This is a genomic window from Pantoea sp. UBA5923 (assembly GCF_002431095.1).
In the GTDB taxonomy this organism is placed as follows: domain Bacteria; phylum Pseudomonadota; class Gammaproteobacteria; order Enterobacterales; family Enterobacteriaceae; genus Pantoea; species Pantoea piersonii.
Genome location: NZ_DJDN01000029.1, coordinates 41,627 through 66,211, shown reverse-complemented (window position 1 = coordinate 66,211; position 24,585 = coordinate 41,627). Strand labels below are relative to the sequence as shown.

The 24,585-nt window shown below is 55.6% G+C and carries 25 protein-coding genes; 18 read left to right on the top strand and 7 right to left on the bottom strand.

From position 1 onward, the window contains the following. The first annotated feature begins 11 nt into the window (after positions 1-11). Together B3797_RS07630 and B3797_RS07625 are read left to right on the top strand one after the other, a co-directional pair. The gene (locus B3797_RS07630; protein WP_311790782.1) at positions 12-1,238 is read left to right on the top strand and encodes a glycosyltransferase; all 1,227 of its coding nucleotides are present in this window, start codon (positions 12-14) and stop codon (positions 1,236-1,238) included. Next, positions 1,231-2,142, top strand: coding sequence for a hypothetical protein (locus B3797_RS07625; RefSeq protein WP_311790781.1), 912 nt, complete (start codon positions 1,231-1,233; stop codon positions 2,140-2,142). Before B3797_RS07630 ends, B3797_RS07625 begins: the two co-directional genes overlap by 8 nt. Before the next feature lie 24 nt (positions 2,143-2,166). Here the strand turns inward: B3797_RS07625 and tdh are convergent, their stop codons facing one another. After that, a complete protein-coding gene (gene tdh / locus B3797_RS07620; RefSeq protein WP_311790780.1) occupies positions 2,167-3,195 on the bottom strand; it encodes an L-threonine 3-dehydrogenase in 1,029 nt (342 codons plus the stop codon). A 10-nt stretch (positions 3,196-3,205) separates the two neighbouring features. Beyond that, positions 3,206-4,399: a glycine C-acetyltransferase gene (locus tag B3797_RS07615; RefSeq protein ID WP_311784190.1), complete on the bottom strand. Its 1,194-nt coding sequence runs from the start codon at positions 4,397-4,399 to the stop codon at positions 3,206-3,208. Between the two features lie 231 nt (positions 4,400-4,630). Between B3797_RS07615 and rfaD the strand changes: the two genes are divergently transcribed. From rfaD to B3797_RS07585, 6 genes are read left to right on the top strand one after another with little or no spacing between them, the layout of a single operon-like run. Then, entirely contained in the window at positions 4,631-5,563 is a 933-nt protein-coding gene (gene rfaD / locus B3797_RS07610) for an ADP-glyceromanno-heptose 6-epimerase (RefSeq protein ID WP_311784189.1), read from the top strand. Between the two features lie 16 nt (positions 5,564-5,579). Then, a complete protein-coding gene (gene rfaF, locus B3797_RS07605; protein ID WP_311790779.1) occupies positions 5,580-6,638 on the top strand; it encodes an ADP-heptose--LPS heptosyltransferase RfaF in 1,059 nt (352 codons plus the stop codon). Next, positions 6,626-7,594 (top strand): lipopolysaccharide heptosyltransferase RfaC, encoded by a 969-nt coding sequence (gene rfaC / locus B3797_RS07600; protein ID WP_311790778.1) that lies wholly within the window; start codon positions 6,626-6,628, stop codon positions 7,592-7,594. Before rfaF ends, rfaC begins: the two co-directional genes overlap by 13 nt. Then, a complete protein-coding gene (locus tag B3797_RS07595; RefSeq protein ID WP_311790777.1) occupies positions 7,591-8,757 on the top strand; it encodes a glycosyltransferase in 1,167 nt (388 codons plus the stop codon). The genes rfaC and B3797_RS07595 overlap by 4 nt, the downstream gene beginning before the upstream one ends. 1 nt (position 8,758) lies before the next feature. Continuing rightward, positions 8,759-10,015, top strand: a complete 1,257-nt coding sequence (locus B3797_RS07590; RefSeq protein ID WP_311790776.1) for an O-antigen ligase family protein — start codon at positions 8,759-8,761, stop codon at positions 10,013-10,015. Continuing rightward, the gene (locus B3797_RS07585; protein ID WP_311790775.1) at positions 10,015-11,022 is read left to right on the top strand and encodes a glycosyltransferase family 2 protein; all 1,008 of its coding nucleotides are present in this window, start codon (positions 10,015-10,017) and stop codon (positions 11,020-11,022) included. The genes B3797_RS07590 and B3797_RS07585 overlap by 1 nt, the downstream gene beginning before the upstream one ends. On the opposite strand, the gene B3797_RS07580 is transcribed toward B3797_RS07585, so the two are convergent. After that, positions 11,005-11,982 carry a polysaccharide deacetylase family protein gene (locus tag B3797_RS07580; RefSeq protein ID WP_311790774.1) on the bottom strand — a complete coding sequence of 326 codons (978 nt, stop codon included), beginning with the start codon at positions 11,980-11,982 and terminating at the stop codon, positions 11,005-11,007. The two genes, B3797_RS07585 and B3797_RS07580, sit on opposite strands and share 18 nt — an antisense overlap. A 330-nt stretch (positions 11,983-12,312) precedes the next feature. Between B3797_RS07580 and B3797_RS07575 the strand changes: the two genes are divergently transcribed. From B3797_RS07575 to coaD, 8 genes are all read left to right on the top strand, one after another. Then, positions 12,313-13,437: a glycosyltransferase gene (locus B3797_RS07575; RefSeq protein ID WP_311790821.1), complete on the top strand. Its 1,125-nt coding sequence runs from the start codon at positions 12,313-12,315 to the stop codon at positions 13,435-13,437. A 42-nt stretch (positions 13,438-13,479) separates the two neighbouring features. Continuing rightward, a complete protein-coding gene (locus B3797_RS07570; RefSeq protein WP_311790773.1) occupies positions 13,480-14,589 on the top strand; it encodes a glycosyltransferase family 9 protein in 1,110 nt (369 codons plus the stop codon). Beyond that, complete coding sequence (locus B3797_RS07565; protein WP_311790772.1) at positions 14,586-15,584, top strand: glycosyltransferase; 999 nt, start codon at positions 14,586-14,588, stop codon at positions 15,582-15,584. Before B3797_RS07570 ends, B3797_RS07565 begins: the two co-directional genes overlap by 4 nt. A 72-nt stretch (positions 15,585-15,656) precedes the next feature. Beyond that, positions 15,657-16,733, top strand: coding sequence for a putative lipopolysaccharide heptosyltransferase III (rfaQ, locus tag B3797_RS07560; protein ID WP_311790771.1), 1,077 nt, complete (start codon positions 15,657-15,659; stop codon positions 16,731-16,733). Further along, positions 16,726-17,859 (top strand): glycosyltransferase family 4 protein, encoded by a 1,134-nt coding sequence (locus B3797_RS07555; protein ID WP_311790770.1) that lies wholly within the window; start codon positions 16,726-16,728, stop codon positions 17,857-17,859. The genes rfaQ and B3797_RS07555 overlap by 8 nt, the downstream gene beginning before the upstream one ends. 85 nt (positions 17,860-17,944) lie before the next feature. Further along, positions 17,945-19,219, top strand: coding sequence for a lipid IV(A) 3-deoxy-D-manno-octulosonic acid transferase (gene waaA / locus B3797_RS07550; protein ID WP_120458102.1), 1,275 nt, complete (start codon positions 17,945-17,947; stop codon positions 19,217-19,219). Next, positions 19,219-19,995 (top strand): glycosyltransferase family 2 protein, encoded by a 777-nt coding sequence (locus B3797_RS07545; RefSeq protein ID WP_311790769.1) that lies wholly within the window; start codon positions 19,219-19,221, stop codon positions 19,993-19,995. The genes waaA and B3797_RS07545 overlap by 1 nt, the downstream gene beginning before the upstream one ends. After that, positions 19,992-20,471, top strand: coding sequence for a pantetheine-phosphate adenylyltransferase (gene coaD / locus B3797_RS07540; protein WP_311784175.1), 480 nt, complete (start codon positions 19,992-19,994; stop codon positions 20,469-20,471). The genes B3797_RS07545 and coaD overlap by 4 nt, the downstream gene beginning before the upstream one ends. On the opposite strand, the gene mutM is transcribed toward coaD, so the two are convergent. The 4 genes from mutM to radC form a co-directional block, all read right to left on the bottom strand. After that, on the bottom strand, positions 20,472-21,281 hold the full coding sequence (gene mutM, locus B3797_RS07535) for a bifunctional DNA-formamidopyrimidine glycosylase/DNA-(apurinic or apyrimidinic site) lyase (protein ID WP_311784174.1): 810 nt from the start codon (positions 21,279-21,281) through the stop codon (positions 20,472-20,474). It abuts the gene before it with no gap. A gap of 69 nt (positions 21,282-21,350) precedes the next feature. Beyond that, positions 21,351-21,518, bottom strand: coding sequence for a 50S ribosomal protein L33 (gene rpmG, locus B3797_RS07530; RefSeq protein WP_001051798.1), 168 nt, complete (start codon positions 21,516-21,518; stop codon positions 21,351-21,353). A gap of 11 nt (positions 21,519-21,529) precedes the next feature. Then, a complete protein-coding gene (rpmB, locus tag B3797_RS07525; protein WP_010616494.1) occupies positions 21,530-21,766 on the bottom strand; it encodes a 50S ribosomal protein L28 in 237 nt (78 codons plus the stop codon). 243 nt (positions 21,767-22,009) lie between these two features. Next, positions 22,010-22,666 (bottom strand): RadC family protein, encoded by a 657-nt coding sequence (gene radC / locus B3797_RS07520; protein ID WP_311784173.1) that lies wholly within the window; start codon positions 22,664-22,666, stop codon positions 22,010-22,012. A 181-nt stretch (positions 22,667-22,847) separates the two neighbouring features. Here radC and coaBC point away from each other — a divergent pair, with 181 nt between their 5' ends. Further along, the gene (coaBC, locus tag B3797_RS07515; protein ID WP_311790768.1) at positions 22,848-24,080 is read left to right on the top strand and encodes a bifunctional phosphopantothenoylcysteine decarboxylase/phosphopantothenate--cysteine ligase CoaBC; all 1,233 of its coding nucleotides are present in this window, start codon (positions 22,848-22,850) and stop codon (positions 24,078-24,080) included. Beyond that, a complete protein-coding gene (gene dut / locus B3797_RS07510; RefSeq protein ID WP_311784171.1) occupies positions 24,049-24,507 on the top strand; it encodes a dUTP diphosphatase in 459 nt (152 codons plus the stop codon). The genes coaBC and dut overlap by 32 nt, the downstream gene beginning before the upstream one ends. Positions 24,508-24,585 lie beyond the last annotated feature (78 nt).

Below are 24,585 nucleotides of genomic sequence, written 5' to 3'. Positions count from 1 at the left end.
TTTCTGTCAGGATGGGGACGGCGAAACAAAGAATTATGCTGCTGGATAACGGCAGAGAATGGGGCGGCGGCACCAACAGCATGCTGGAGCTGCTTAAACGCATCGACCGTGACGCTTTTGATATCACCTGCTGCTTTTATCACAATTACACGCGCGGCAATGGCGAAACCATCGAATCGGTTCTGAACGCCATCAATATACCGGTGATCTTTATTCCGCAGAGAAAGCAGCCTGCCTGGGCGAAACTCGCTAAGGAAGCTGCACGCGCCCTGCTTTTCTTCAGCCGTCGTCTGAAAAAAGAGGCGGTTGACGCTATTGACGCGCGCTGGCGCGTCCTGCCTAACGCCAGCAAGCTGCGCGCGCTTTTGCAACAGGGGCGCTACGATACGCTCTATATGAATAATCAGCCCAGCACGAATGTTGAAGGCTACGTTGCCGCACGCGGTCTTGATATTTCCGTTGTTCAGCACTGCCGCATTGAACCGCTGATGAACAGCCGTCTGGTAAAAATGGTTAACGATGGGTGCGACGCGGTGATTGCCGTCTCGCATGGAGTAAACCAGACATTACGCGCCAGCGGAGTTGATGCCTCACGCTGTTTTACCGTCTCCAACGCGATTGATACCCACCAGCCTTTACCCGACCGCGCGACGGTGCGCCAGCGCTTAAACCTGCCGGCAGACGCCTTTATTTTCGGGACTATTGGCTCGCTGATCCTGCGCAAATCGAACCATCATGTTCTGCAAGCGTTAAGCCATTTCAAACAGGCCTGTCCCGATGCGAACTGGAAAATGATTGTGGTTGGCGATGGGCCGGAAGCAGGCCCGCTGCGCCAGCAGGCCGAGAGAGAAAATATTCTCGATCGGGTAATCTTTACCGGTTTTCAGAATAACGCGCTGGATCACCTCGCCGCTTTTGACGTCTTTATCCTGGCGTCACGTAGCGAAGGCCTGCCGCGCGTCGTGCTGGAGGCGATGCTGGTAAACACCGCCGTGGCAGGTTCCCGCGTGGTTGGCACTGAAGAATTAATCAGCCATAACGACACTGGCCTGCTGTTTGAATATGGCGATGTCGCACAGTTAACACAACATCTCATCACGCTCTGGCAGGATCAGGCCCTGCGTCAACGATTAACCCATGCCGCATCGACGCGCGTTCGGGCCCAATACGCTATCGAAAACTACGTTAAAGGCGTAGAAGCCATCCTGAAAAGCGTCACAAGGAAGAAGCATGCTTAATTTTCTTAACCCGCGCTTTCGTCACGTGCGCGCACGCCATAACTTGCCCTACTCACAATCTGACGTGCAGGGCGAGATCCCCGTTACCTCAATCGTTATCCCTTGTACCGGGGAAGATTACGTTGAAGAGGCGAAGCTCAGCGCGCTGTTTGCCGAACGTTTTGCAACGGCGGCCCAGGAGATCGTTATCGTTAGCGACCAGCCCGCCGCTGCATTTGGCACGCTGCCGGGCAAAACTCGCATTGTGACGCTGGAAGTGCCGCAGCGCGAAGAGTCCTACCCCTACAAGCAAATTTATCGCAGCCGGCTGATTAAAATACAGGCACCATTACACGCACAGGGTGACGGGATCCTGATGATCGATTCCGATCTCAACCTGCTCAAGATGCCTGAAATCAGCATGAAACCCGGGCATTTTTACTCCAGCTTCCGTCAGGGAAAAATGATTGCCAAACTGGCTGGCGCGGCGCAGGAAGCCATCCCCGCCTATTATCAGCTCAGCGTTCGCCCTTACCTGGTAGACCATGTGAACGGCGCTTATCTGGCGGCCACGCGCCAGACCTGGCAGCGCGTCTGCCCGCTCTGGCTGACATTATTTGATGACACATGGAAATTAATGAATGACAGCCAGCCGCCAACCGATCAGCTGCCGCTGGCGTGCCTGCTGGATCTGCTCGACCTCCGCACCGTTAACCTGGGCGAATGGGCGAACTGGCCGGTCTCTAAACGCATTGGCGGCAAGCCGGGGGTTATACCGCCTGAAGTGGTAGGCGCACACGGCGGCTTTCCTCTTTCTGAATGGCAGAAATACCTGGAGGATCCCCGCCAGCCGCTGACCTTTAAGGGACAGGATTACACCCGGAAAGTGCGCTACCTGACGGATGCGGAGAAGCAACAGCAATAGCCATAAAGCCGCCTGCGCGGCTTTTTAATCCCAGCTCAGCACCACTTTGCCTGAACGCCCGGAACGCATCTCGTCGAAGCCTTGCTGGAAGTCGTCGATAGAGTAGCGGTGGGTGATCACCGGCGTAAGATCGAGCCCTGACTGTATAAGCGCTGCCATCTTGTACCAGGTCTCGAACATTTCACGCCCATAAATCCCTTTAATAAACAGCCCCTTGAATATTACCTGATTCCAGTCGATAGCCATTTCACCCGGTGGGATGCCAAGCAGCGCAATGCGTCCGCCGTGATTCATCACCTCCAGCAGCGTGCGGAACGCAGGCGGCGCGCCGGACATCTCCAGCCCGACGTCAAAACCTTCCGTCATCCCCAGCTCGCGCATGACACCGCGCAGATCCTCACGCGCCACGTTAACCGCGCGCGTCACGCCCATCTTGCGCGCCAGTTCAAGGCGATAGTCGTTGATATCGGTGATCACTACGTTGCGCGCGCCGACATGTTTACAGACCGCCGCCGCCATAATGCCGATAGGGCCAGCACCGGAAATAAGCACATCTTCGCCGACCAGATCGAACGACAGCGCGGTGTGCACCGCATTGCCGAAGGGGTCGAAAATCGCGGCGAGCTCGTCGGAAATATTGTCAGGGATGCGGAAGGCGTTGAAAGCCGGGATCACCAGATACTCGGCAAAACAGCCCTGACGGTTTACGCCCACGCCGATGGTATTGCGACATAAATGGGTGCGTCCGGCACGACAGTTGCGGCAGTGTCCGCAGGTAATATGCCCTTCGCCAGAGACGCGATCGCCGATGCTGAAGCCGCGTACCTCCTGGCCGATCGCCACCACTTCGCCAACATATTCATGTCCGACGATCATCGGCACAGGGATCGTTTTCCGCGACCAGTCATCCCAGTTATAGATATGGATATCGGTGCCGCAGATAGCGGTTTTACGGATCTTGATCAGCAAATCGTTATGGCCCGGCTCCGGTATCGGCGCATCGGTAACCATCCAGATACCTTCCTGCGCATGAAGTTTGGCTAACGCTTTCATTCAGAGCTCCTCAGGCGATCACGCCAAGCTGTTTTCCAATACGGGTAAAGGCGTCTACTGCGCGCTCCAGCTGCTGCTGGGTATGCGCTGCCGAAATCTGCGTGCGGATGCGCGCCTGACCGCGCGGCACCACAGGAAAGAAAAAGCCGGTAACGTAAATCCCCTCCTGCTGAAGCAGGCGGGCGAACTCCTGCGCCACGCTGGCTTCGCCCAGCATCACGGGAATAATGGCGTGATCGGCGCCCGCCAGGGTAAAACCGGCTGCGGTCATTTTCTCGCGGAAGAAGCGCGCGTTGTCCCACAAGCGCTGTCGCAGACCATCGCCTTCGCTCAGCAGGTCGAGCACGCGAATTGAGGCGGCAACGATCGCAGGCGCCAGCGAATTGGAGAACAGGTAGGGGCGCGAGCGCTGTCGCAGCCATTCGACTACTTCTGCACGAGCGGCGGTATAGCCGCCGGAGGCGCCGCCCAGCGCTTTGCCCAGCGTGCCGGTAATAATGTCGATGCGCCCCATAACGTCGCAATATTCATGCGTGCCGCGGCCGGCCGCGCCGACAAAGCCTACCGCATGGGAGTCATCCACCATCACCAGCGCATCAAACTCGTCGGCGAGATCGCAGATGGCGCGCAGGTTAGCGATCACGCCATCCATAGAGAAGACGCCATCGGTAGCAATTAGGATATGGCGCGCGCCTTTGTCCCGCGCCTCAACCAGACAGGCCCGCAGCGCCTGCATATCATTGTTGGCGTAGCGATAGCGCTGCGCCTTGCAGAGCCGCACGCCGTCGATAATCGAGGCATGGTTTAGCGCGTCGGAGATGATCGCATCTTCCGCGTCCAGCAGGGTTTCAAACAGCCCGCCGTTGGCGTCAAAGCAGGATGAATAGAGAATGGCATCGTCCATGCCGAGAAACGCCGCCAGCTTTTTCTCCAGCTGCTTATGGGTATCCTGCGTGCCGCAGATAAAACGTACCGAGGCCATACCAAAGCCATGCGACTCCATACCCTCTTTTGCCGCCTGAATTAACGCAGGATGATTAGCCAGTCCTAAGTAATTGTTGGCGCAAAAGTTAATAACCCGATCGTGGCCGACTTCAATATCGGTTTGCTGAGCGGAGGTAATGATGCGCTCCTGCTTAAACAATCCTTCCCGGTGCGCCACATCCAGCTGCTGGCGGATCTGCTGATAAAATTGCGCTGGCATCATTGTTCTCCTCAGATGGCATAAATTCGGCACATCTTACTGAATAAGAAGGATGCTAACGATAAATCGACCAGGAGAATGTTAATTTTGCAGCATAGTTCACGTCAGCGGGCGGAGCGGCGACAGCGTGTCAGAGTCATCTGGCTGTCTGCTCCGTGATGAAATGTTATGATGTGAGACATTAGCGCGTGAAACCGCCTGTTTCGCGCCCCAACTTTTAAGGTAGAGCACATGATTATCGTCACTGGCGGCGCAGGAATGATTGGCAGCAATATCGTCAAGGGGCTCAACGAGCGTGGTATTCGCGATATTCTGGTTGTCGACAACCTCAAAGACGGCACCAAATTTGTCAATCTGGCCGATCTGGATATCAGCGACTACATGGATAAAGAGGAGTTTTTGACCTATATCGCCGCGGGCGAGGATCTGGGTCCGATTGAGGCGGTTTTTCATGAAGGCGCCTGTTCCGCGACGACGGAGTGGGACGGCAAGTACATGATGGACAATAACTATCAGTACTCCAAAGATCTGCTGCACTACTGCCTGGAGCGTGAAATTCCTTTCCTCTACGCCTCTTCTGCCGCGACCTACGGCGGTCGCAACGATAACTTTATCGAGAAGCGCGAATATGAGCAGCCGCTGAACGTTTACGGCTATTCGAAAATGCTGTTCGACCACTACGTGCGTCAGATCCTGCCGGAAGCGGAATCACCAGTATGCGGCTTCCGCTATTTCAACGTTTACGGCCCGCGCGAAGGCCACAAAGGCAGCATGGCGAGCGTGGCGTTCCACCTCAATACGCAAATCGCCAACGGCGAAAATCCCAAGCTGTTTGAAGGCAGCGATAACTTCAGACGCGACTTTATCCACGTTGATGATGTGGTCGCGGTCAATCTGTGGTGCTGGGAAAATAACATTTCGGGCATCTATAACTGCGGTACCGGCCGCGCCGAATCGTTCCAGGAAGTGGCGGACGCGGTGCTGAAATTCCACCAGAAAGGGCAAATCGAATACATTCCCTTCCCGGATAAGCTGAAAGGCCGCTATCAGGCCTATACTCAGGCGGATCTCACTAACCTGCGTGCGGCTGGATATGACAAGCCGTTCAAAACCGTGGCACAGGGCGTGGCCGAGTATATGGCCTGGCTGAACCGCAGCGCATAAGGAACGCGTACCGGCGATGAAAATTCTGGTTATTGGCCCATCGTGGGTCGGCGATATGATGATGTCGCAAAGCCTCTATCGCACCCTCAAGGCTCAGCATCCGGACGCCGTGATTGATGTGATGGCGCCTGCATGGTGCCGTCCGCTGCTGTCGCGCATGCCGGAAGTCAACCAGGCGCTGGCGATGCCGCTGGGACACGGCGCGCTGGCGCTCGGCGAGCGCCGCCGCATTGGCAAAAGGCTGCGCGCCAGCGGTTACGATCGCGCCTATGTGCTGCCTAACTCCTTCAAATCTGCGCTGGTGCCTTTCTTCGCCGGAATCAAACGTCGTATCGGCTGGCGCGGCGAGATGCGCTACGGCCTGCTGAACGATATTCGCGTGCTGGACAAAGCGGCGTTTCCCCTGATGGTGGAGCGTTACATTGCGTTAGCCTGCGACACGCCGGTCGCCTCGGCGCAACAGCTGCCGCAACCGCTGCTCTGGCCGCGGCTTCAGGTAGAAGATCAGGAAAAAATCGAGACCGCCGCCCAGTTTCAGCTGTCGGCGGAGCGTCCGCTGATCGGTTTTTGCCCCGGCGCGGAATTTGGCCCGGCGAAGCGCTGGCCGCACTATCACTACGCCGCGCTGGCGCAGCAGCTGATTGCCGAAGGCAAGCAGGTGGTACTGTTCGGTTCGGCAAAAGACCGGGCCTGCGGCGAAGAGATTATCGCGGCGCTGCCTGCGGAAGCGCGACATTACTGCCGCAACCTGGCGGGCGAAACGCAGCTTGAGCAGGCGGTAATTTTGATTGCGCGCTGCGACGCCGTTGTCAGCAACGACTCTGGTCTGATGCATATTGCTGCCGCGCTCAATCGCCCGCTGGTAGCCCTCTATGGGCCAAGCAGCCCCGACTTTACGCCGCCGCTTTCCAGGCAGGTGCGCATTATTCGTCTGATCACCGGCTACCATAAGGTGCGCAAAGGCGATGCCGGAGAGGGCTATCATCAGAGCCTGATCGATATTCAGCCGACGCGCGTTCATCAGGAGCTGAGCGAACTGCTGGCTCACCCGCAGGAGAAGGCATGCACGTCCTGATCGTCAAAACCTCGTCGATGGGCGATGTACTTCATACACTTCCCGCCTTAACCGATGCCATGCAGGCGATCCCCGGTATCCGCTTCGACTGGGTGGTGGAGGAGAATTTCGCCCAGATCCCCTCCTGGCATCCGGCGGTGGATAAAGTTTTGCCGGTAGCGATTCGCCGCTGGCGCAAACACTGGTTCGGCAGCCAGCAGCGCGAAGAGCGCGTGCGTTTCAAGCGCGATTTGCAGTCGCGCCAGTATGACGTCGTGATCGATGCGCAGGGGCTGATTAAGAGCGCCGCGTTGGTGACCCGTCTGGCCAGGGGCGTTAAGCATGGGCAGGACAGCCGCAGCGCGCGCGAACCCTTCGCCAGCTGGTGGTACGACCAACGCCATGAGATTGACAAGAAGCAGCATGCGGTAGAACGGACGCGCGAACTGTTCGCCAAAAGCCTCGGCTATGAGAAGCCGCAGACCCAGGGCGATTATGCCATCGCCGCGCACTTTCTGCGCGACGAGCCGCAGGATATTGTCCCTTATCTGGTGTTCCTCCATGCGACTACGCGTGACAACAAACACTGGCCGGAAAGCCACTGGCGCGAGCTGATCGGCCTGCTGCAGCCAGCCGGACTACGTATCAAGCTGCCGTGGGGCGCCGAGCACGAGCATCAGCGCGCCCAGCGCCTGGCGGAAGGGTTTGATTACGTTGAGGTGCTGCCGAAGCTGACGCTGGAAGCGATAGCGCGCGAACTGGCGGGCGCCAGGGCGGTGGTGTCAGTAGATACCGGACTGAGCCATCTGACCGCGGCGCTGGATCGTCCTAATATCACGCTTTACGGGCCAACGGATCCAGGCCTGATTGGGGGCTATGGGCAGAATCAGCAGGCTCTCTGTCCGCCTCAGGGCAACGATATGTCAGATATTAGCGCGGAAGCTGTCAAAGAAAGGCTGGAGAAAGCTTTAGGATGAAAAAGCTCCACATTATCAATCTGGGTAAAATGGGCGGCGTTGAGCGTCTTTTTCTGCAGTACATCAATGATTTCTCTGAAGGAAAAGATGAGGTTATCTGCATCAGCAATGATATCGATGAAGAGATTCGTCAGCAGATGCCGCAGCAAAAGATTACCTTCGCGAGCCGGTTGTTTAACGGCCTTAAATTAAAAGCGCCCCAGTCACTCAGAAAATATCTCCTGCAAAAGCGGGTTGAGGCCAGCGATGCACAGGTCATTGTGGTCTGGGATTTAGTCCCCCGGCTAACGGCAAAACCGAAACGAGCAAAGCTGGTTTATTACGATCATGGCTGCTCCTGGCGCTATCCAAAGAATCATAAAACCCTGAGTTTTATGCGCATGTTAGATGGCGTTATCTCTGCATCTTCTGCTTCTTCTCAGGTAATGAAGCATCGTTTTAATCTGCCCTGCCCTCATCATGTGGTAATTAACCGCATCATGACTCCGCCCGGTATCCGGACAGAACCTCGCGTCCTGACGTCCCCGATTAAAATCGGTACAGCTTCGCGCCAGGTCAGCCTGAAGGGGATTAGCGTCACCCTGTTGACGCTGAAAGAATTATTGCAGCGGGGCCACAACATTACCCTTGAAATCGCGGGCAAAGGGCCTGACCGTGATGCGTTTGCCGCTCTGGCCAGAAAACTGGGTATTGAGGAAAAAGTCACTTTCAGCGGCTTCCAGCAGGATATTGCGCCTTTTTTTAATCGTATTGATATCTATATGAGTACGCCGGTTACTGAACCTTTCGGCCTGTCATGTATGGAGTCCCTCTATTTCGGCGTGCCTGTTATTTACCCTCTGATCGATGGTCAGCCTGAGGTTATAAAGAATGGCGTGTGTGGTATCGGACTGACGCCTTCCGTTACCATTGAGGAGCATGAAAAGCTGACGGGCATACGGGTAGATTTTCCTTACGACGTCTACGATCCCGTAAAAAATATGATGACCCGCCCGCTATTGCTTTCCCATACCGCCTGCGCGGACGCTATAGAAACGTTATTAAATCCGCCAACCTATCAGCGCTTTAGCGAAGAGGCAAAACGCTGGACGAAAGAGCATTTTGATTACGCCGTTTTCAGGATCGAATTTAACGGTGCGTTGAGCGCTATAACTGGTAGCTGATATGAAAATTAAGCCGACTCTTTTTCGACAGGATATGCCGCATTTATTTTTTAGCCTGCTCATTTTCTCCGGATGCGCCCTTGCTTTTCTGACGTCCCCGTTCGGTGGATCGTTCGGCAGAAACGTTTTTTATATCACCAGCTATCTGGCGCTGGCCGGATTTATTGTTCATTCCAGATATTATCTGCAAGAGAAAAAAAACCTGATTTTGCCCGGGGCTCTTTTTCTTGTCGGGGTAGTAAGTATTATCTGGACTACGCTCTATAAACAACCCGGGGATTACATTACCCTTTACCGACAATATCAGTCGACCGGAAGGCTACAAATTGCCGCGTCGTTTTTGCTGCTGGTGACGCTAAACGAAAGGCGTATAAGTCAGCGCGCCGCAATCATCGCCGCCGTTATTACAGGCCTGGCTGTAAACAGTTATGCGCTTTATCAAGGCATTCATCTCAATATTGACCGGGTAGAGCTCAATTATGATCGGGCGACCGTTGCTGCTTATATCATCACAGCCGTAAACCTGGTTTTTATTAAATCAGCCCTGCTCTTCAGGACGCGTCACAAAATATGGCTGTTCGCCCTGTTATTTATAGTGACTTGCGCCACTGTCATTCTGACCGGAACACGAGCAGCCATGCTGACTTACCCCATACTGGTCCTGATCCAGGTCTTGTTTACTAAGGATGTCATACAGCGTAAGCATAAAATCATTCTGTTTACCGCCCTACCGGTATTGCTGGTGATTAGTGCGCTGGCTTTTCAAAGTAAAATAGAGTCGCGCATTCATGACTTAAAAGAAAACCTTGCCACGATGCATGAAACGCAGGGAGAAAACTCGCTAATCTCTCGCATCAGTATGCAGACTGTTGCCTTCCAGACCGGCTCCAGCGCCCTGGCAGGGCAATCCGCCGAGGCGCGCGGGCAGAAAGCTGAAGTGCTGATTAAACAAGACCCCAGCCTCTATGGCGCACGGATTTATCTGACCGTGCATATGCATAATGAGCTACTGGAAAACTTCTCTATAAAAGGCCTTTTCGGCGTTATTTCTTTAATCGGCCTCTATCTGAGTTTGATCTACTGTTCCTTCAGGCCGATGCGTAACTCAGCCCTGCTTTCTCTATCTGTATCGCTTATCGTTTATGGCTTGAGCGATGTAATTTTCTTTAGTACGGAAGGAACCTTGCTGTATTGCCTGGCAATTATTTTCAGCGTGATGATAATGAAAAAGAATAATCTCTCTGAGGGCAGAAGCTAATGGCAGAACAGGCTTATCTGCTAAGCGTCATCGTTCCCTTTCACAACGATGCAGCCTTTATTGTTCCCTGCCTGACCTCGCTGTTGACTCAGGCTGATGACGATATGCAGGTGATTATCATTGACGATGGTTCGACCGATAGTTCAGCGCAACAAGTTGCCACGCTATTAGCGCATTATCCTCACCAGCATATTACTTTTATCCAGCAGGAAAATCAGGGCATTGCAACAACGCGTAATGTCGGGTTACGTCACGCACGCGGCGAGTTTATTACTTTCCTGGACGGTGACGACATGGTAAGCAGTAACTACTATTCTGTTATTAAGCCAGTGCTGCTTGAAGGTAGCGACGATCTTATTGATTTCAATTACGCCCGCTTTGACGAGACGCCGCCTGTGGCGCCGCAAAGCGAAACGGCGCAGCGAAAGGTTTATGATATTCCGGGACAAGGCCTCGCCTGTTTACATCCGCTGTTTAAACGCGCGATGTGGCATTTGTGGAACCGTATTTATCGGCGCACCCTGCTGGAAGGCGACCGCTTCGAAGATGGCCGTCGTTATGAGGATGTGATTTTTACACCCTTCCAGTACTTTAAAACCCGCCATATTTGTCATCTGGATAATACCTTGTATTACTATCGTGACAACCGAGGCGGCATAACGCGCAATATTCGCCAGAGCGATATCAGAGATATGCTTTTTGCGCTGGAAAAGATGCGAACTCTGGCTGAAACGCGGCGCAATGAGCCAGATTTCCGCAGGCTGGCGGCGGACATGATGTTGAACTGCTTTAGCGAAGTAAAAAGCATGTCAAAGGCGCTGTATGGCTACTACTACTACTCCCCTGAGACCAGAAAATCGCTAAAAGCCGCCGCCTTGATTTGCCGAGGCTACTGCAAGCCGAAAAAATACTGGCAGATGCGCTATCCGGGCCTGGATACCTTCTTTTCCGCCATGCGCCGCATCGGCAAAAAGAAGCCAGGCCCAGCCTTACACCGACGCGAGTAACTGCTCCTTTTTCTGGATGGCAAATTCTGTCAGCGTCATGCCCTGAGTACGACTTTGCAGCCAGCTGAAGAGCTGTTCAAGATCGTCATACAATCGTTCAATATCCGCCTCATTTTTAAAGGTCGGGCTGCCGTCAGGCATGAATTCTGACGAATGAAGCATAAACTCCACATAATCGCAGCCCTGAGCCAGGGACTGCTCTGCTACCTGTTTCATCTGTGCCAGGTTGCCGCCTACGGGCCTGAGCCAGTTTACGGAAGGGCCGCGCCGTTTGCCTCGCAGATTATCCCAGGTTGATTTCAGTCGGGTAGCAAGGGGGCCGTGCCGATACTGGATGCTCATGGGCACTTCCAGTAAGCCTGACTGCCCAGGTTGCGATATATCGTTCTGGTCAAGGAAATAGGCGCGATCGGGGAAGCGGCTATAATCAGTGCCTCCATTACCCTGCGGCGCTCCGGCGGATCCGCGCCAGTCAACGCGCGGCGTAACCGAACAATCGACGAGATAGCCGTTATCCACCAGCGCCTGCGCATATATTTCGTTAAATGCCCAGCGTCCAGCGCGATGGCTGCACATCTTCGTCTGAAAAGTCTTTTCCAGCAGATCGGTCATAAAGGCGACTTTGTCGCGCAAAATCTGCTCTGGATATTCAATCAGGTAGGGCTGGTAGCGCCAGTCATCATCAGTAAGAGCATAAGCTGGCGGGCTATGCCAGGCGTGCAGGTGCATTCCTACTTCACCCTGGCCACGCGCCAGCACATCGCGGGCGAACTCGACATAGGCGGGATCGCTTGCCATCTCGTAATTGGTCAGCCAGGTGGGTTTAAAACCATACTTTTCACATAACGCCTGAAATCGCGGCAAAAAACGAACATTATGCGTGGTAACCTGGCCGCTACGGTTGCGCCAGAGGTTATCGCCCTCAGTATCGAGCGTAATTAAAAAAGCTGGTTTTTCCATTGCTTATCCGTAAAACGAGGTGGCGCAGTAAGCTGTTATGTTACGCAGGCAGGACGCAAGTGGCAAAAAATTTAATGGCAGAGTTCTTACTCTGATCTGCAGCAGAGCATGTTTGGTTAAACTAAAATAATTTAAGCTGTAAGTTCTTTCACCTTGTTACGTTAACGTTTTATAAAACAAGGGTAGGATATCCCAGCATGGCTCCTTTAAGATTGGGTCCATAACAAGATTAGTGTTTACACACTTTTTTCTGCCAGGTCGAAGCAGCCTTCTATTTAACTCTGTAAAGGCTGGCAATTTGAGGTAGGTATTTTGTCGAAACGCATACTGATGATCATTGATGGCTTACCCGGCGGAGGCGCTGAGAAAGTCGTACTGACACTGGCGGAAGGTCTGGTTAATCAGGGACATCACGTCTCCCTTTTCTCTTTACGCAGCGTATGCGATTACTCCATTCCGGATGGCGTGGATTATCAGGTCATCAAGGATCGCTGTAAATTTCCCTGGCGCAAACTCACTGAAACGCATCGCCGTGCGCAGCTTCTCGACCAGGCAATTGAACAGTCACAGAGTGCAAAAGGCGATTTCGATCTGGTGCTTTCACACCTTCATAAAACCGATCGCATCGTTAAACATTCTCGCGTACTGGATCAAGCAAAAACCTGGCACTGCCTGCATGGCGTCTTTTCGGCGTCCTATCTGGCCCGGAAATCAGGTTTCACACTCTGGCTGAAGCGATTAAAAATCCGGCAGGTTTATCAGCATCGTCAGCTTATTGCTGTCTCGCCCTATGTTCTTGAAGACTTAGTTGAAAATATTGGCGTCAGGCCCAGCCGCACGCGCGTTATCGCCAACCCGTTCGATTTTGAACAAATCAGGCAGCTTGTAGCAGAACCTTGTCCGCTTGCAGGCACCGATTTCATCCTGCATGTGGGCCGCTTCCACGAAACCAAACGTCATGACAGGCTTCTTGAGGCTTATGCGCAAAGCGGCATTACGGCACCGCTTGTGCTGTTGGGCCAGGGCCGTCCGGAACGCGAGGCGCAGTTGCGCCAGCAGGCGGAAAAACTGGGTATTGCAGAGCGCGTTATTTTTCAGGGCTTTCAGGCAAACCCTTATCCCTGGATACGCCATGCCCGGCTGCTGGTCGTCAGCTCTGACAGCGAAGGGTTCGGCAACGTTCTGGTAGAAGCGCTGATCTGCCAGACGCCGGTCGTCAGCACGCGTTGCCCGGGCGGACCAGCAACGATTCTGACTAATGACTTGTCGCGTGGTCTCGCTGATTTGAACGCCGCCTCTCTGGCGGAAAAAATGCATGAAATTTATCATTACCCGCCCGAGTTGCATCATCTCGACCTAAGCATTTATAGTCTATCCGTCATTTGTGAACAGTACCTGCAGCTTGCGCAGCCGCTACATAAGGAATTATCTGCTGCTCCGCAACGAACGAGCTAAGAAGGTCTCCCTTTCGGCGTGACCGGACAAAGGGAGCACATTTTGAATTACGTAATACTTTTTCTGCTTTTTTTGCCAGTAAAGTGGGTGATGAAGCTGCTGCATCCGCGAAAGGGTAAAAATCTGGTAATTCAGACAGCGAAAATCGGCGACTTCGTTAATATCACGCCGCTGCTGGCGCATCTGCAAAAAAGCGATGCGCTGCTAAGCCGCAGCGTTGCGCCACTGGCGGAGCGTGACGATACGCTGGAAACCCTCTGGTATATTGAGGATTACAAAAGCAGCCTGTTCAAGAAATTCCGGCTGATATGGCAGCTTCTCAACCGTTACGACAACATCTATCTTCTGTATCCCAACAACCTGAATTTATTTATTGCCTCCTGCTGTAACGCCAGCAATAAACAGTTTTTAACCACTTATAAGCGCAAAGCTTATCAAAACCTGTTCTACCTGACCGCCAGCGGCGTCGTCAGCCATGAAAAAAATACGCTGACGGTAGAAAACTATTTAAAACTGGCTGACCGCTCTTTTACTAAAGAGAGCTACCCCAGACACGCCACCCGTCCTCTCTGGCAACCTGACGCCCTGCCGAAAGAGATTTTTTCTGGCCAGGGAGCAAAGATTGGCTTTAGTATCACCGCAGGCAATCAGGCCAAAACGATCCCCCCATCCATCTGGAAAACCCTTTTCGACAGTCTGGATGATCTGCCCTGTACCTTTTATGCGTTTGGCGCGCCCAATGAGCAGACCAGGATGCAGGAGCTCTTTAAGGTGACCGGCGAGCGAGAGAATATTGTTAACCTGGTGGGAAAAGTGCCGCTGGAAAGCCTGCCAGCCGCCATCCGCGAAATGGACTTTTATGTCGCTTCAGATTCCGGGAATGTTTATATCGCCGACGCGCAGCAGGTGCCTGTTATTTTGATATACGGCCCCTGTAGCGTAGAGGAGCAACGCCCGCTTGGCGATGTACTGTTAATTGGCCCTGACCACATTGCCCCCTCTTCTTTTGTGTTTGATGCGCCTTCTCAGTTCCATCAACCAGCTGAACAGTTGTATAAACTGGACCAGCGCAAGCTTAACGATATTCACGATTTTATTTTCGCCAGGCTGGACAAGCAGCTGGCGCGACGGAAAAACAAACAGACAATATGACAGGAAAGCCTGATTATTCCCCTTTGCTCAGCATCATTTCCCCTATGTACAACGCGGGTGAGATGTTCGATGCCTTTATGCAGTCGCTGCTGGCACAGACGCTGACCTCGCTGGAAATCATTATCGTCAACGACGGTTCCACCGACGATTCCGGCGCGCGCGCCGAAGCGTATGCGGCACAGCATCCCCACGTCACCGTTATTCACCAGGAAAACGGCGGCGTGTCGCGCGCGCGCAACGCCGGTCTGCGCGTCGCGCGCGGCAAATATGTCACCTTTCCAGACTCAGACGACACCATGCAGCCAGAGATGTATCAAACCCTGGTGGCAATGGCGGAAGAGGACAATCTTGACGCCGCCCAGTGCAATGCCGAGTGGTTTTTTCAGCGCGACCAGCGCACCAGGCCGATAATTCCGCTGGATCGCCTGCGCAGCACGCCGGTGCTGGGCGGCGCGGAGTGGCTTAATACCGCGCTGAAAACGCGACGCTATCTGCATGTGGTCTGGCTGGGCATCTATCGCCGATCGTTGATCGAGCAAAAACAGCTCTGGTTCGAGCCAGGTTTGCATCATCAGGATATTCCCTGGACCACCGAGTTTATGTTGAACGCGCAGCGCGTCCGCTATACCGAGCAGGTGTTTTATCGCTACTATCTGCACGACGCCTCAATCAGCAACCGTAAACGTACCGGTCAGCGCAACGTGGAGTATCAGCGCCACTATCTGAAGATCGCCCGCATGCTGGAGGAGATCAACGCGCGCTATAAAGAGAGCGTGACGATTTATCCGGCTTTTCATGCACAAATTACCCACGAAGCGCTCAGCGTCTGCCACTGCGTGCGCCGCGAGCCCGATCCCGCAGCGAAGCAGGCGATAATCAACGATATTTTCACCAGCAAAACGCATCTACGTATGCTGCGCAATGCGCGCGGCATCAAACAGTGGTATCAGCTGCTGCTGTGGCTGAGCCGACTCTGGCGCTGGCGAGACAAATAACCGCCGCCGCAGGTTTCACCTCCGAAGGGTTTGCCCTACAATCGCCTCACTGAAAATTAAGAGCATTTGTGTATGGCAAACCCGACTCACGCAGACGTTACCCCACACAATATTTTGCTAATCAAGCTGCGCCACCACGGCGATATGCTGCTTACCACGCCGGTTATCAACGCGCTGCGCCAGCGCTATCCCCAGGCCAATATCGACGTGCTGCTCTACAAAGAGACGCGTCCGATGCTGGAAGCGCATCCGGCAATTCGCCAGCTACACGTTATCGACCGCAAATGGAAGCAGGAAGGAAGCTGGCGCAAACTGCGCCACGAGCGCGATCTGCTTGCCGCCGTTCGCGCCAGTCATTATGACGTCGTTATCAATCTCGCCGACCAATGGCGCAGCGCGCTGATTACCCTGTTCAGCGGCGCGCAGCTGCGTATCGGCTTTGCCTTCAATAAGCGCGACAACGCATTCTGGCGGCTCTGTCACAACGCTCTGGTCCCGACCCGCAACCATAATCAGCTTCATACGGTTGAGCAGAATATGACGGCGCTGACGCCGCTCGGCATTACGCCGCAAGGCGCGCGCGTCTCTATGCATTACAGCGCCGTTGATGGACAAAAAGTCGATGCGCTGCTGGCTGAACAGGGCGTTGACGCCTCTTTTATCGTCGTACAGCCTACCTCGCGCTGGAATTTTAAGTGCTGGGAAGAGGAGAAGGTCGCCGCGACTATCGACCAGCTGGCGCAGGCGAACCGCAAAGTGGTACTGACCGCCGCGCCCGACAAGCATGAAATGGAGATGATCGCGCGCATCCAGGCGCTCTGCACAACGCCGAATCTGGTATCGCTGGCGGGCCAGCTTACGCTGCCGCAGCTGGCAGCGCTGATTGACCGCGCCCGGCTTTTTATCGGCGTGGACTCCGCGCCGATGCATATGGCCGCCGCGCTCGACACGCCCTGCATCGCGCTGTTCGGCCCGACCAAGCTTCAGTTCTGGCGACCATGGGGCGAGCATAACCACGTCATCTGGGCGGGCGATTACGGCCCGCTGCCCGATCCTGACGCCATCGATACCAATACCCGCCAGCGTTATCTCAGCGCCATTCCGGTTGAAGATGTGGTCGAGGCGGCAAGGAAGTACTTACATGACTAAATTACGCCTGGCGATTGTCCGGCAAAAATACCGTCCCGACGGTGGTGCCGAACGTTTTATCTCACGCGCGCTCGAAGCGCTTGGCAGCGAGCAGCTGGATCTCAATATCATCACGCGCAGCTGGCAGGGCACGCCCAATCCTGACTGGCATCTGCATATCTGCAATCCGCCTAAGCTGGGCCGTATTTCGCGCGAGCGCGGCTTTGCGCGCGCAGCGCGCGCCTGCTGGGAAAAAGAGCGGTTCGATATTGTTCAGAGCCACGAGCGCATCGCGGGCTGCGATATTTTTCGCGCCGGCGACGGCGTGCATCGCGTCTGGCTGGAGCAACGGGCGCGCATCGTCTCGCCGTGGCAGCGTATGAGCGCCGCGCTCAGCCCCTATCATCGCTATGTGCTACGAGCGGAAGCGGAGATGTTTAACGCTTCCTCTCTGAAAGCGGTGATCTGCAACTCCGAGATGGTTAAGCGCGACATCCTGCGCTGCTTTTCATTGAGCGCGGAGAAAATCCACGTTATCCATAACGCTATTGATGCGCAGCGTTTCCAGCCCGCCAGCGAGGCGAGCCGCCATGCGACACGTCAGCAGCTGCAGCTGCCGGACAACGCCACTGTACTCATCTACGTCGGCTCCGGCTTCGAGCGGAAAGGTTTAAAGGCGGCGATTGAGGCGCTGGCGAACAGCGACCGCTATCTGATCGTAGTCGGACAGGACAAGCAGCTGTCGCGCTATCAGCAGCTGGCGAATCAGCTGAACTGTCTTGACCGACTGCGCTTTGTTGGCGTGCAGCAGGATGTACAGCCTTTTTACCACGCCGCCGACGGGCTGCTGTTGCCGACGCTCTACGATCCCTTTCCCAATGTGGTGCTGGAAGCGATGGCCTGCGGCCTGCCGGTGATTACCAGCACCGGCTGCGGCGGCGCGGAATTTATTACCGCTGGTCAGGAAGGCTTCGTTTGCGATGCGTTAGATATCAAGGCGTTAAATCAGGCTATTATGGCGATACCGGCGCTTTCAGCTGATTCGCGCTTAGGCGAAGCCGCAAGGCGTAGAATTGAGCCTTACGGACCTCAGCGTCTTGCGCAGTCGCTGACTTCGCTTTATCAGCAGGTTCTGTCGCATCGCTGACAAAGTGATGAGCGTATTTAGGCTTTCTGATAACATAGATTGATTTATGTGAAATTTTTTCTGCCAGGCTGTCGAAACGATAACTATGACAACCCTTTATACCGTTCTGCTCTACCTCATTCAGCCGCTCATCTGGCTGCGCCTCTGGCTGCGCGGTCGTAAAGCGCCGGCGTACCGTAAACGCTGGGCTGAGCGCTACGGCTACTGCACGGGAAAAGTGGAGCCGGACGGCATTGTTCTGCACTCGGTTTCCGTTGGTGAAACCCTGGCGGCGATTCCGTTAGTACGCGCGCTGCGTCATCGCTATCCCACCCTGCCGATTACCGTCACCACCATGACGCCGACCGGTTCTGAGCGGGCGCAGTCGGCGTTCGGCAAAGATGTGCATCACGTTTACCTGCCTTACGACCTGCCGGGCGCCATTAATCGTTTCCTCGACACGGTCAATCCGCGTCTGGTGATCATCATGGAAACCGAGCTGTGGCCCAACATTATCCGCATTCTGCATCAGCGTCAGATTCCGCTGGTGATCGCCAATGCCCGGCTGTCGGAACGCTCTTCTAAGGGCTATCGCAAGCTGGGCGGCTTTATGCGCGACCTGCTGCAGCGCATCACCCTTATCGCCGCACAGAATGCGGAAGATGGCGATCGCTTTCTGGCGCTGGGCCTGAAGCGCTCGCAGCTGGCGGTCACCGGCAGCCTGAAATTCGATATTTCCGTCACGCCTGAGCTGGCGGCCAGAGCAATTACGCTGCGTCGTCAGTGGGCGCCGCGCCGTCCGGTCTGGATCGCCACCAGCACCCATGAAGGGGAAGAGGCGATTGTGCTCGATGCGCATCGCCGTCTGCTGCAGACCTTTCCCGACCTGCTGCTAATCCTGGTGCCTCGCCATCCAGAGCGCTTCAGCGACGCGCGCGATCTGACGCAAAAACGCAACTTCAGCTTTATCCTGCGCAGCAGCGGCGAAATCCCCTCCGGCTCGACGCAGGTTGTTATCGGCGACACCATGGGCGAGCTGATGCTGCTCTACGGTATCGCCGATCTCGCCTTTGTCGGCGGCAGCCTGGTAGAGCGCGGCGGACATAATCCGCTGGAGCCTGCCGCGCACGCCATTCCGGTGCTGATGGGGCCGCACACCTGGAACTTCAAAGATATCTGCAGCAAGCTGCAGCAGGCGCAGGGCCTGATTACCGTAACCGACGTTGTGTCGCTGGAGAAAGAGGTGACCAATCTGCTGCAGGATGAGGATTACCGACTCTACTACGGCCGTCACGCGGTTGAGGTGCTGCACCAGAACCAGGGCGCACTGCAGCGTCTGCTACAGTTACTCGAACCTCATTTACCGCCACGGGCCCACTGATGACCGCTCGCCAACGTCTTTCTGTGGTAATGATCGCCAAAAACGAAGCGGCGCTGCTGCCCGACTGTCTCGCCTCGGTCTGCTGGGCGGATGAGATTATCCTGCTGGACTCCGGCAGCAGCGACGAGACCGCCGAGATTGCCCGCCAGGCGGGCGCAAAGGTCTATCACGCCGAGGCGTGGGCCGGCTTCGGCAAGCAGCGCCAGCGCGCGCAGCGCTACGCCAGTGGTGATATGATTCTGATGATCGATGCCGACGAGCGCGTTACGCCGACGCTGCGCGCCAGTATTGAGGCGGTACTAACGCAGCTGCCCTCGGCAACCGTATACAGCCTGAACCGCAGCAACCTTTTTCTCGGCCGCTTTATGCGCCACAGCGGCTGGTATCCAGATCGCGTGATGCGCCTCTATCCGCGCGCGCTGACCTATAACGACAACCTGGTGCATGAATCGCTGGAAACGCAGGGTGCGCCGGTTGTCCGGCTGCAGGGCGATTTGCAGCATCTGACCTGTCGTGACCTGATTGTTTTTCAGCAAAAGCAGCTGGCCTACGCCGCTGCATGGGCGCAGGAGCGTCACCAGCGCGGCAAGCGCTGCGGCCTCTTCTCGATATTTACCCATACGCTGGGCGCTTTTTTGAAGACGCTGCTGCTGCGCGCAGGCTTTCTCGACGGCAAGCAGGGATGGATTCTGGCCGTGGTCAACGCACAGTACACTTTCAATAAATATTCCGCGCTGTGGGCGCTGAATCATGCCGCAGATAAAGGTCGTCTATGAGCACTAAAGCGATTTATCCCGGAACCTTCGATCCCGTTACGCTCGGCCATCTTGATATCGTGACGCGCGCCGCGCAGATGTTTAATCAGGTAGTTATGGCGGTCGCCGCCAGCCCGAGCAAGAAGCCGATGTTTACCCTGGATGAGCGCGTCGATTTGGCACGCAGCATGGTGGCGCATCTGCCAAACGTCGAGGTAGTAGGATTTAGCGATCTGATGGCGAACTTCGCCCGGACGCAGCAGGCCAACGTGCTGGTGCGCGGCCTGCGTGCGGTGTCCGACTTTGAATATGAGATGCAGCTCGCCCATATGAATCGCCATTTGCTGCCGACGCTGGAGAGCGTGTTCCTGATGCCCACCGAAGGCTTCTCTTTTATCTCTTCTTCACTGGTAAAAGAGGTGGCGCGCCACGGCGGCGACGTGAGCGCCTTTCTGCCGCCGCATGTGCTCCAGGCGCTGCTGGCGAAGCTGGCCTGATTAACGCTGGCAGTTGGGGCACCAGAAGGTGCTGCGCTGCCCATGCTTACCGCTGGCAATCGGCGTGCCGCAGGCGCGGCAGGGTTCGCCAGCGCGTCCATAAACCTGCAGTTCCTGAGCAAAATAGCCTGGCTTGCCGTCGCTCTGTAAGAAGTCGCGTAGCGTCGTACCGCCCTGCTCGATGGAACGCAGCAGTACGGCCTTAATGGTCGCGGCCAGACGCTGCGCCTCTTCATCGCTCAGGCTCATTGCCGGACGATCGGGCAGGATCCCGGCCGTAAACAGCGATTCGCTGGCGTAGATATTGCCGACGCCGACCACCACTTTATTATCCATTAGCCACTGCTTTACCGCCGTACGCTTGCCGCGCGACTTCTCATAGAGATAGTCGCCGCTAAAGGCATCGCTGAGCGGTTCAGGGCCCAGATGCGCCAGCACGTTGCTCCCTTCGGGATCGGTGCTCCACAGCCAGGCGCCAAAGCGGCGCGGATCGGTGTAGCGCAGCACTTTGCCGTTGCTCATCACTAAATCGACATGGTCATGCTTCGCGGCGGGCTGCTCTTCCGGCAGCACGCGCAGGCTGCCAGACATGCCAAGATGGATGATGATCCAGCCGTGGGGCAGCTCCAGCAGCAAATATTTGGCGCGGCGCTGCACGCTCAGCACAGGCTGGTCGCTGAGCGCATGAATCTCCTGCGACACCGGCCAGCGCAGACGCGAATTACGCACCACCGCATGTAAAATCTTTTCGCCCACCAGATGCGGTTCTATGCCGCGTCGGCTGGTTTCGACCTCGGGTAATTCCGGCATGTTCTCTCCTCAAAAAGCGGCAAAAACAAAAAACCCGGCCGAAGCCGGGTTTTTCACAGAACACCAAAATTATTTAATTTTGGCTTCTTTGTAGATCACGTGCTGACGTACAACCGGATCGAACTTTTTCAGTTCCAGCTTCTCAGGTTTAGTACGTTTGTTCTTCGTGGTGGTATAGAAGTGACCTGTACCAGCAGAGGAAACCAGCTTGATCTTCTCACGAATACCTTTAGCCATGATTCAGTTCCTTAGTACTTCTCACCACGGGCGCGGATTTCGGCCAGAACCGTATCGATGCCCTTTTTATCAATAACACGCATACCTTTAGCAGATACACGCAGAGTAACGAAGCGCTTCTCGCTCTCAACCCAGAAACGGTGTGAGTGCAGGTTCGGAAGGAAACGGCGTTTCGTCGCGTTCATTGCGTGGGAACGGTTGTTACCGGTCACCGGACGCTTTCCAGTTACCTGGCAGACTCGTGACATGTCTATTCTCCAAAAATCAAATCAGCTCGAGCTTTAAAAACTAGGTCTTGGCCGCCTCGTCAGGCTCATAGCCCGCCAGGCGAGTTCCATGTGAACCCGCTAAGCTGGCCCAAACGCCAAACCCGAGATTCTCAAAGGTGGCGTAGTATACGCCGCTCAGCGCAAGTGCTCAAGTCCCGAACAGATAAAGATCCCTGAAGATCGTGCAAAAACCCGCCATCTGCACCTGGCAAGAGGGGCTTTTTACAGCCAGCCACGCTCCGCAAAAGAGACATATTCGCCGTGACCAATCACCAGATGATCGAGCAGACGTATATTAAGCAGGGCGCAGGCCGCGCTTACTTTGTGCGTAATATGGCGATCGGCGCGGCTGGGTTCTGCCATTCCGGAAGGATGATTATGCGCCAGAATAATCGCCGCCGCGTTAAGCTTCAGCGCCTCGCGCACGATTTCACGCGGATGCACCTCGACGCTGTTGATGGAACCCATAAATATCTTCTGCGCCTGCAAGACCCGGTGCTGATTATCAAGAAACAGCGCCATAAAAATCTCCCGCTCCTGATGCGCCAGCACGCCCTGCAGATAGTGTCGCGTCACCTGCGGGTTCGCCATCACATCTTCCCGCGCCATCTGGCTGGCGAAAAAGCGCCGCGCCAGTTCAGCGATAGCATGCAGCTGCGCCAGCTTCGCCGCGCCGACGCCTTTTATCTCATCAAACTCCGCCGGCCCGGCGGTCATAATGTGATAAAGCGAGCCGAACCGCTGCAGCATCTGCTGCGCCAGCGTTATAACATTCGCGCCGACTGTCCCCGTTCGCAGAAAGATCGCCAGCAGTTCGACGTCGCTTAACGCCTCTGCGCCCATCAACCGCAACTTTTCCCGTGGTGTCATATTGTCCATAAATGCCTCCTGCCGTTGACGACATCATGGTAAAATACTGTATACTTAACCAGTTATATCTGCCGAATTTACGAGGCGGCTCGCAAACGCAAGAGGTGAAAAGGTGCGGGGTCGGTTTTATGATACAGTCCTGCCACCCAGCCGCGCCTGACGCGGCTTCCAGCGAAACGAGGCCTACAGCATGATGGGATTAGCCGGAAAAAAAATTCTGCTTGGCGTAAGCGGCGGCATCGCCGCGTATAAAACGCCCGAGCTGGTGCGCCGCCTGCGCGATCGCGGCGCTGAGGTGCGCGTGATGATGACGCCCGCCGCTAAAGCCTTTATTACGCCGCTCAGCCTGCAGGCCGTTTCCGGCCATGCGGTATTCGAAGACCTGCTCGATCCTGCTGCCGAAGCGGCGATGGGCCATATCGAACTGGCGAAATGGGCGGATCTGGTGGTGCTGGCACCGGCGTCAGCTGACCTTATCGCTCGCCTGAACGCGGGCATGGCCAACGACCTGGTGACTACCGCTTGCCTCGCTACCGCTTCCCCGGTTGCCGTGGTGCCGGCGATGAACCAGCAGATGTATCGCGCCACCGTCACCCAGCATAACCTGCAGCAGCTTGAGGCGCGCGGCCTGCTGATTTGGGGACCCGATAGCGGCAGCCAGGCGTGCGGCGATGTGGGGCCAGGACGCATGCTCGATCCGCTGGCCATTGTCGACCACGCGGCGCAGTGGGCGTCGTCAGTCAACGATCTGCAACATCTCAACATTATGATTACCGCCGGTCCGACGCGCGAAGCGCTCGACCCGGTGCGCTACATCAGCAACCACAGCTCTGGCAAGATGGGTTTCGCCATCGCCGCCGCCGCCGCCAGCCGTGGTGCCAGCGTGACGCTGGTGACCGGTCCGGTAAACCTGACGACGCCGCCTGCGGTAAAACGCATCGACGTCACGACGGCACTGGAGATGGAAGCCGCCGTGATGGCTGAAGCAGCGCAACAGCAGATTTTTATCGCCAGCGCCGCCGTAGCGGACTATCGCGCCGCGACCATTGCGGCGGAAAAGATGAAAAAACAGGGCGGCGAAGATGATACCGTCACGCTCCAGCTGGTGAAAAACCCGGATATCGTGGCGGGCGTCGCCGCGATGCAACAGGGCCGACCTTATGTGGTTGGATTTGCCGCTGAAACCCAGAATGTGGAAGAATACGCACGACAAAAACGGGTAAGAAAAAATCTGGACCTGATCTGCGCCAACGACGTGGCGAAAGCCGGACAGGGATTTAACAGCGATACTAACGCGCTTCACCTTTTTTGGCAGGAGGGAGAAAAACGCTTGCCGCTCAGCGATAAGACGCTCCTTGGCCAACATTTATTAGACGAGATTGTCCGCCTTTATGATGAAAAAAATCGACGTAAAGATTCTTGATGCGCGCGTGGGCGCTGAGTTTCCGCTGCCTGCGTATGCCACCTCCGGTTCGGCCGGGCTTGATTTACGCGCCTGCCTGGACAGCGCGCTGGAAATCACACCCGGCATGACCACGCTGGTGCCAACCGGCCTCGCGATCCACATCGGCGATCCCAGCCTGGCGGCGGTTATCCTGCCACGCTCCGGTCTTGGCCATAAGCACGGCATCGTGCTGGGCAATCTGGTCGGCCTGATCGACTCCGACTATCAGGGCCAGCTGATGGTATCGGTATGGAACCGCGGCCAGCAGAGCTTTACGCTGCAGCCAGGGGATCGCCTTGCGCAACTGGTCTTCGTGCCGGTGGTTCAGGCGGAGTTCAACCTGGTGGAAGATTTCGACGCCAGCGCCCGTGGGGAAGGCGGTTTCGGCCATTCAGGTCGCCAGTAACGCCCATTTTTGCTTAACCATCTGTTTATTTCTTATCAGCCTTAAGTTTCGCGCTTAGGGCTGACAGGAAGGTGTGCC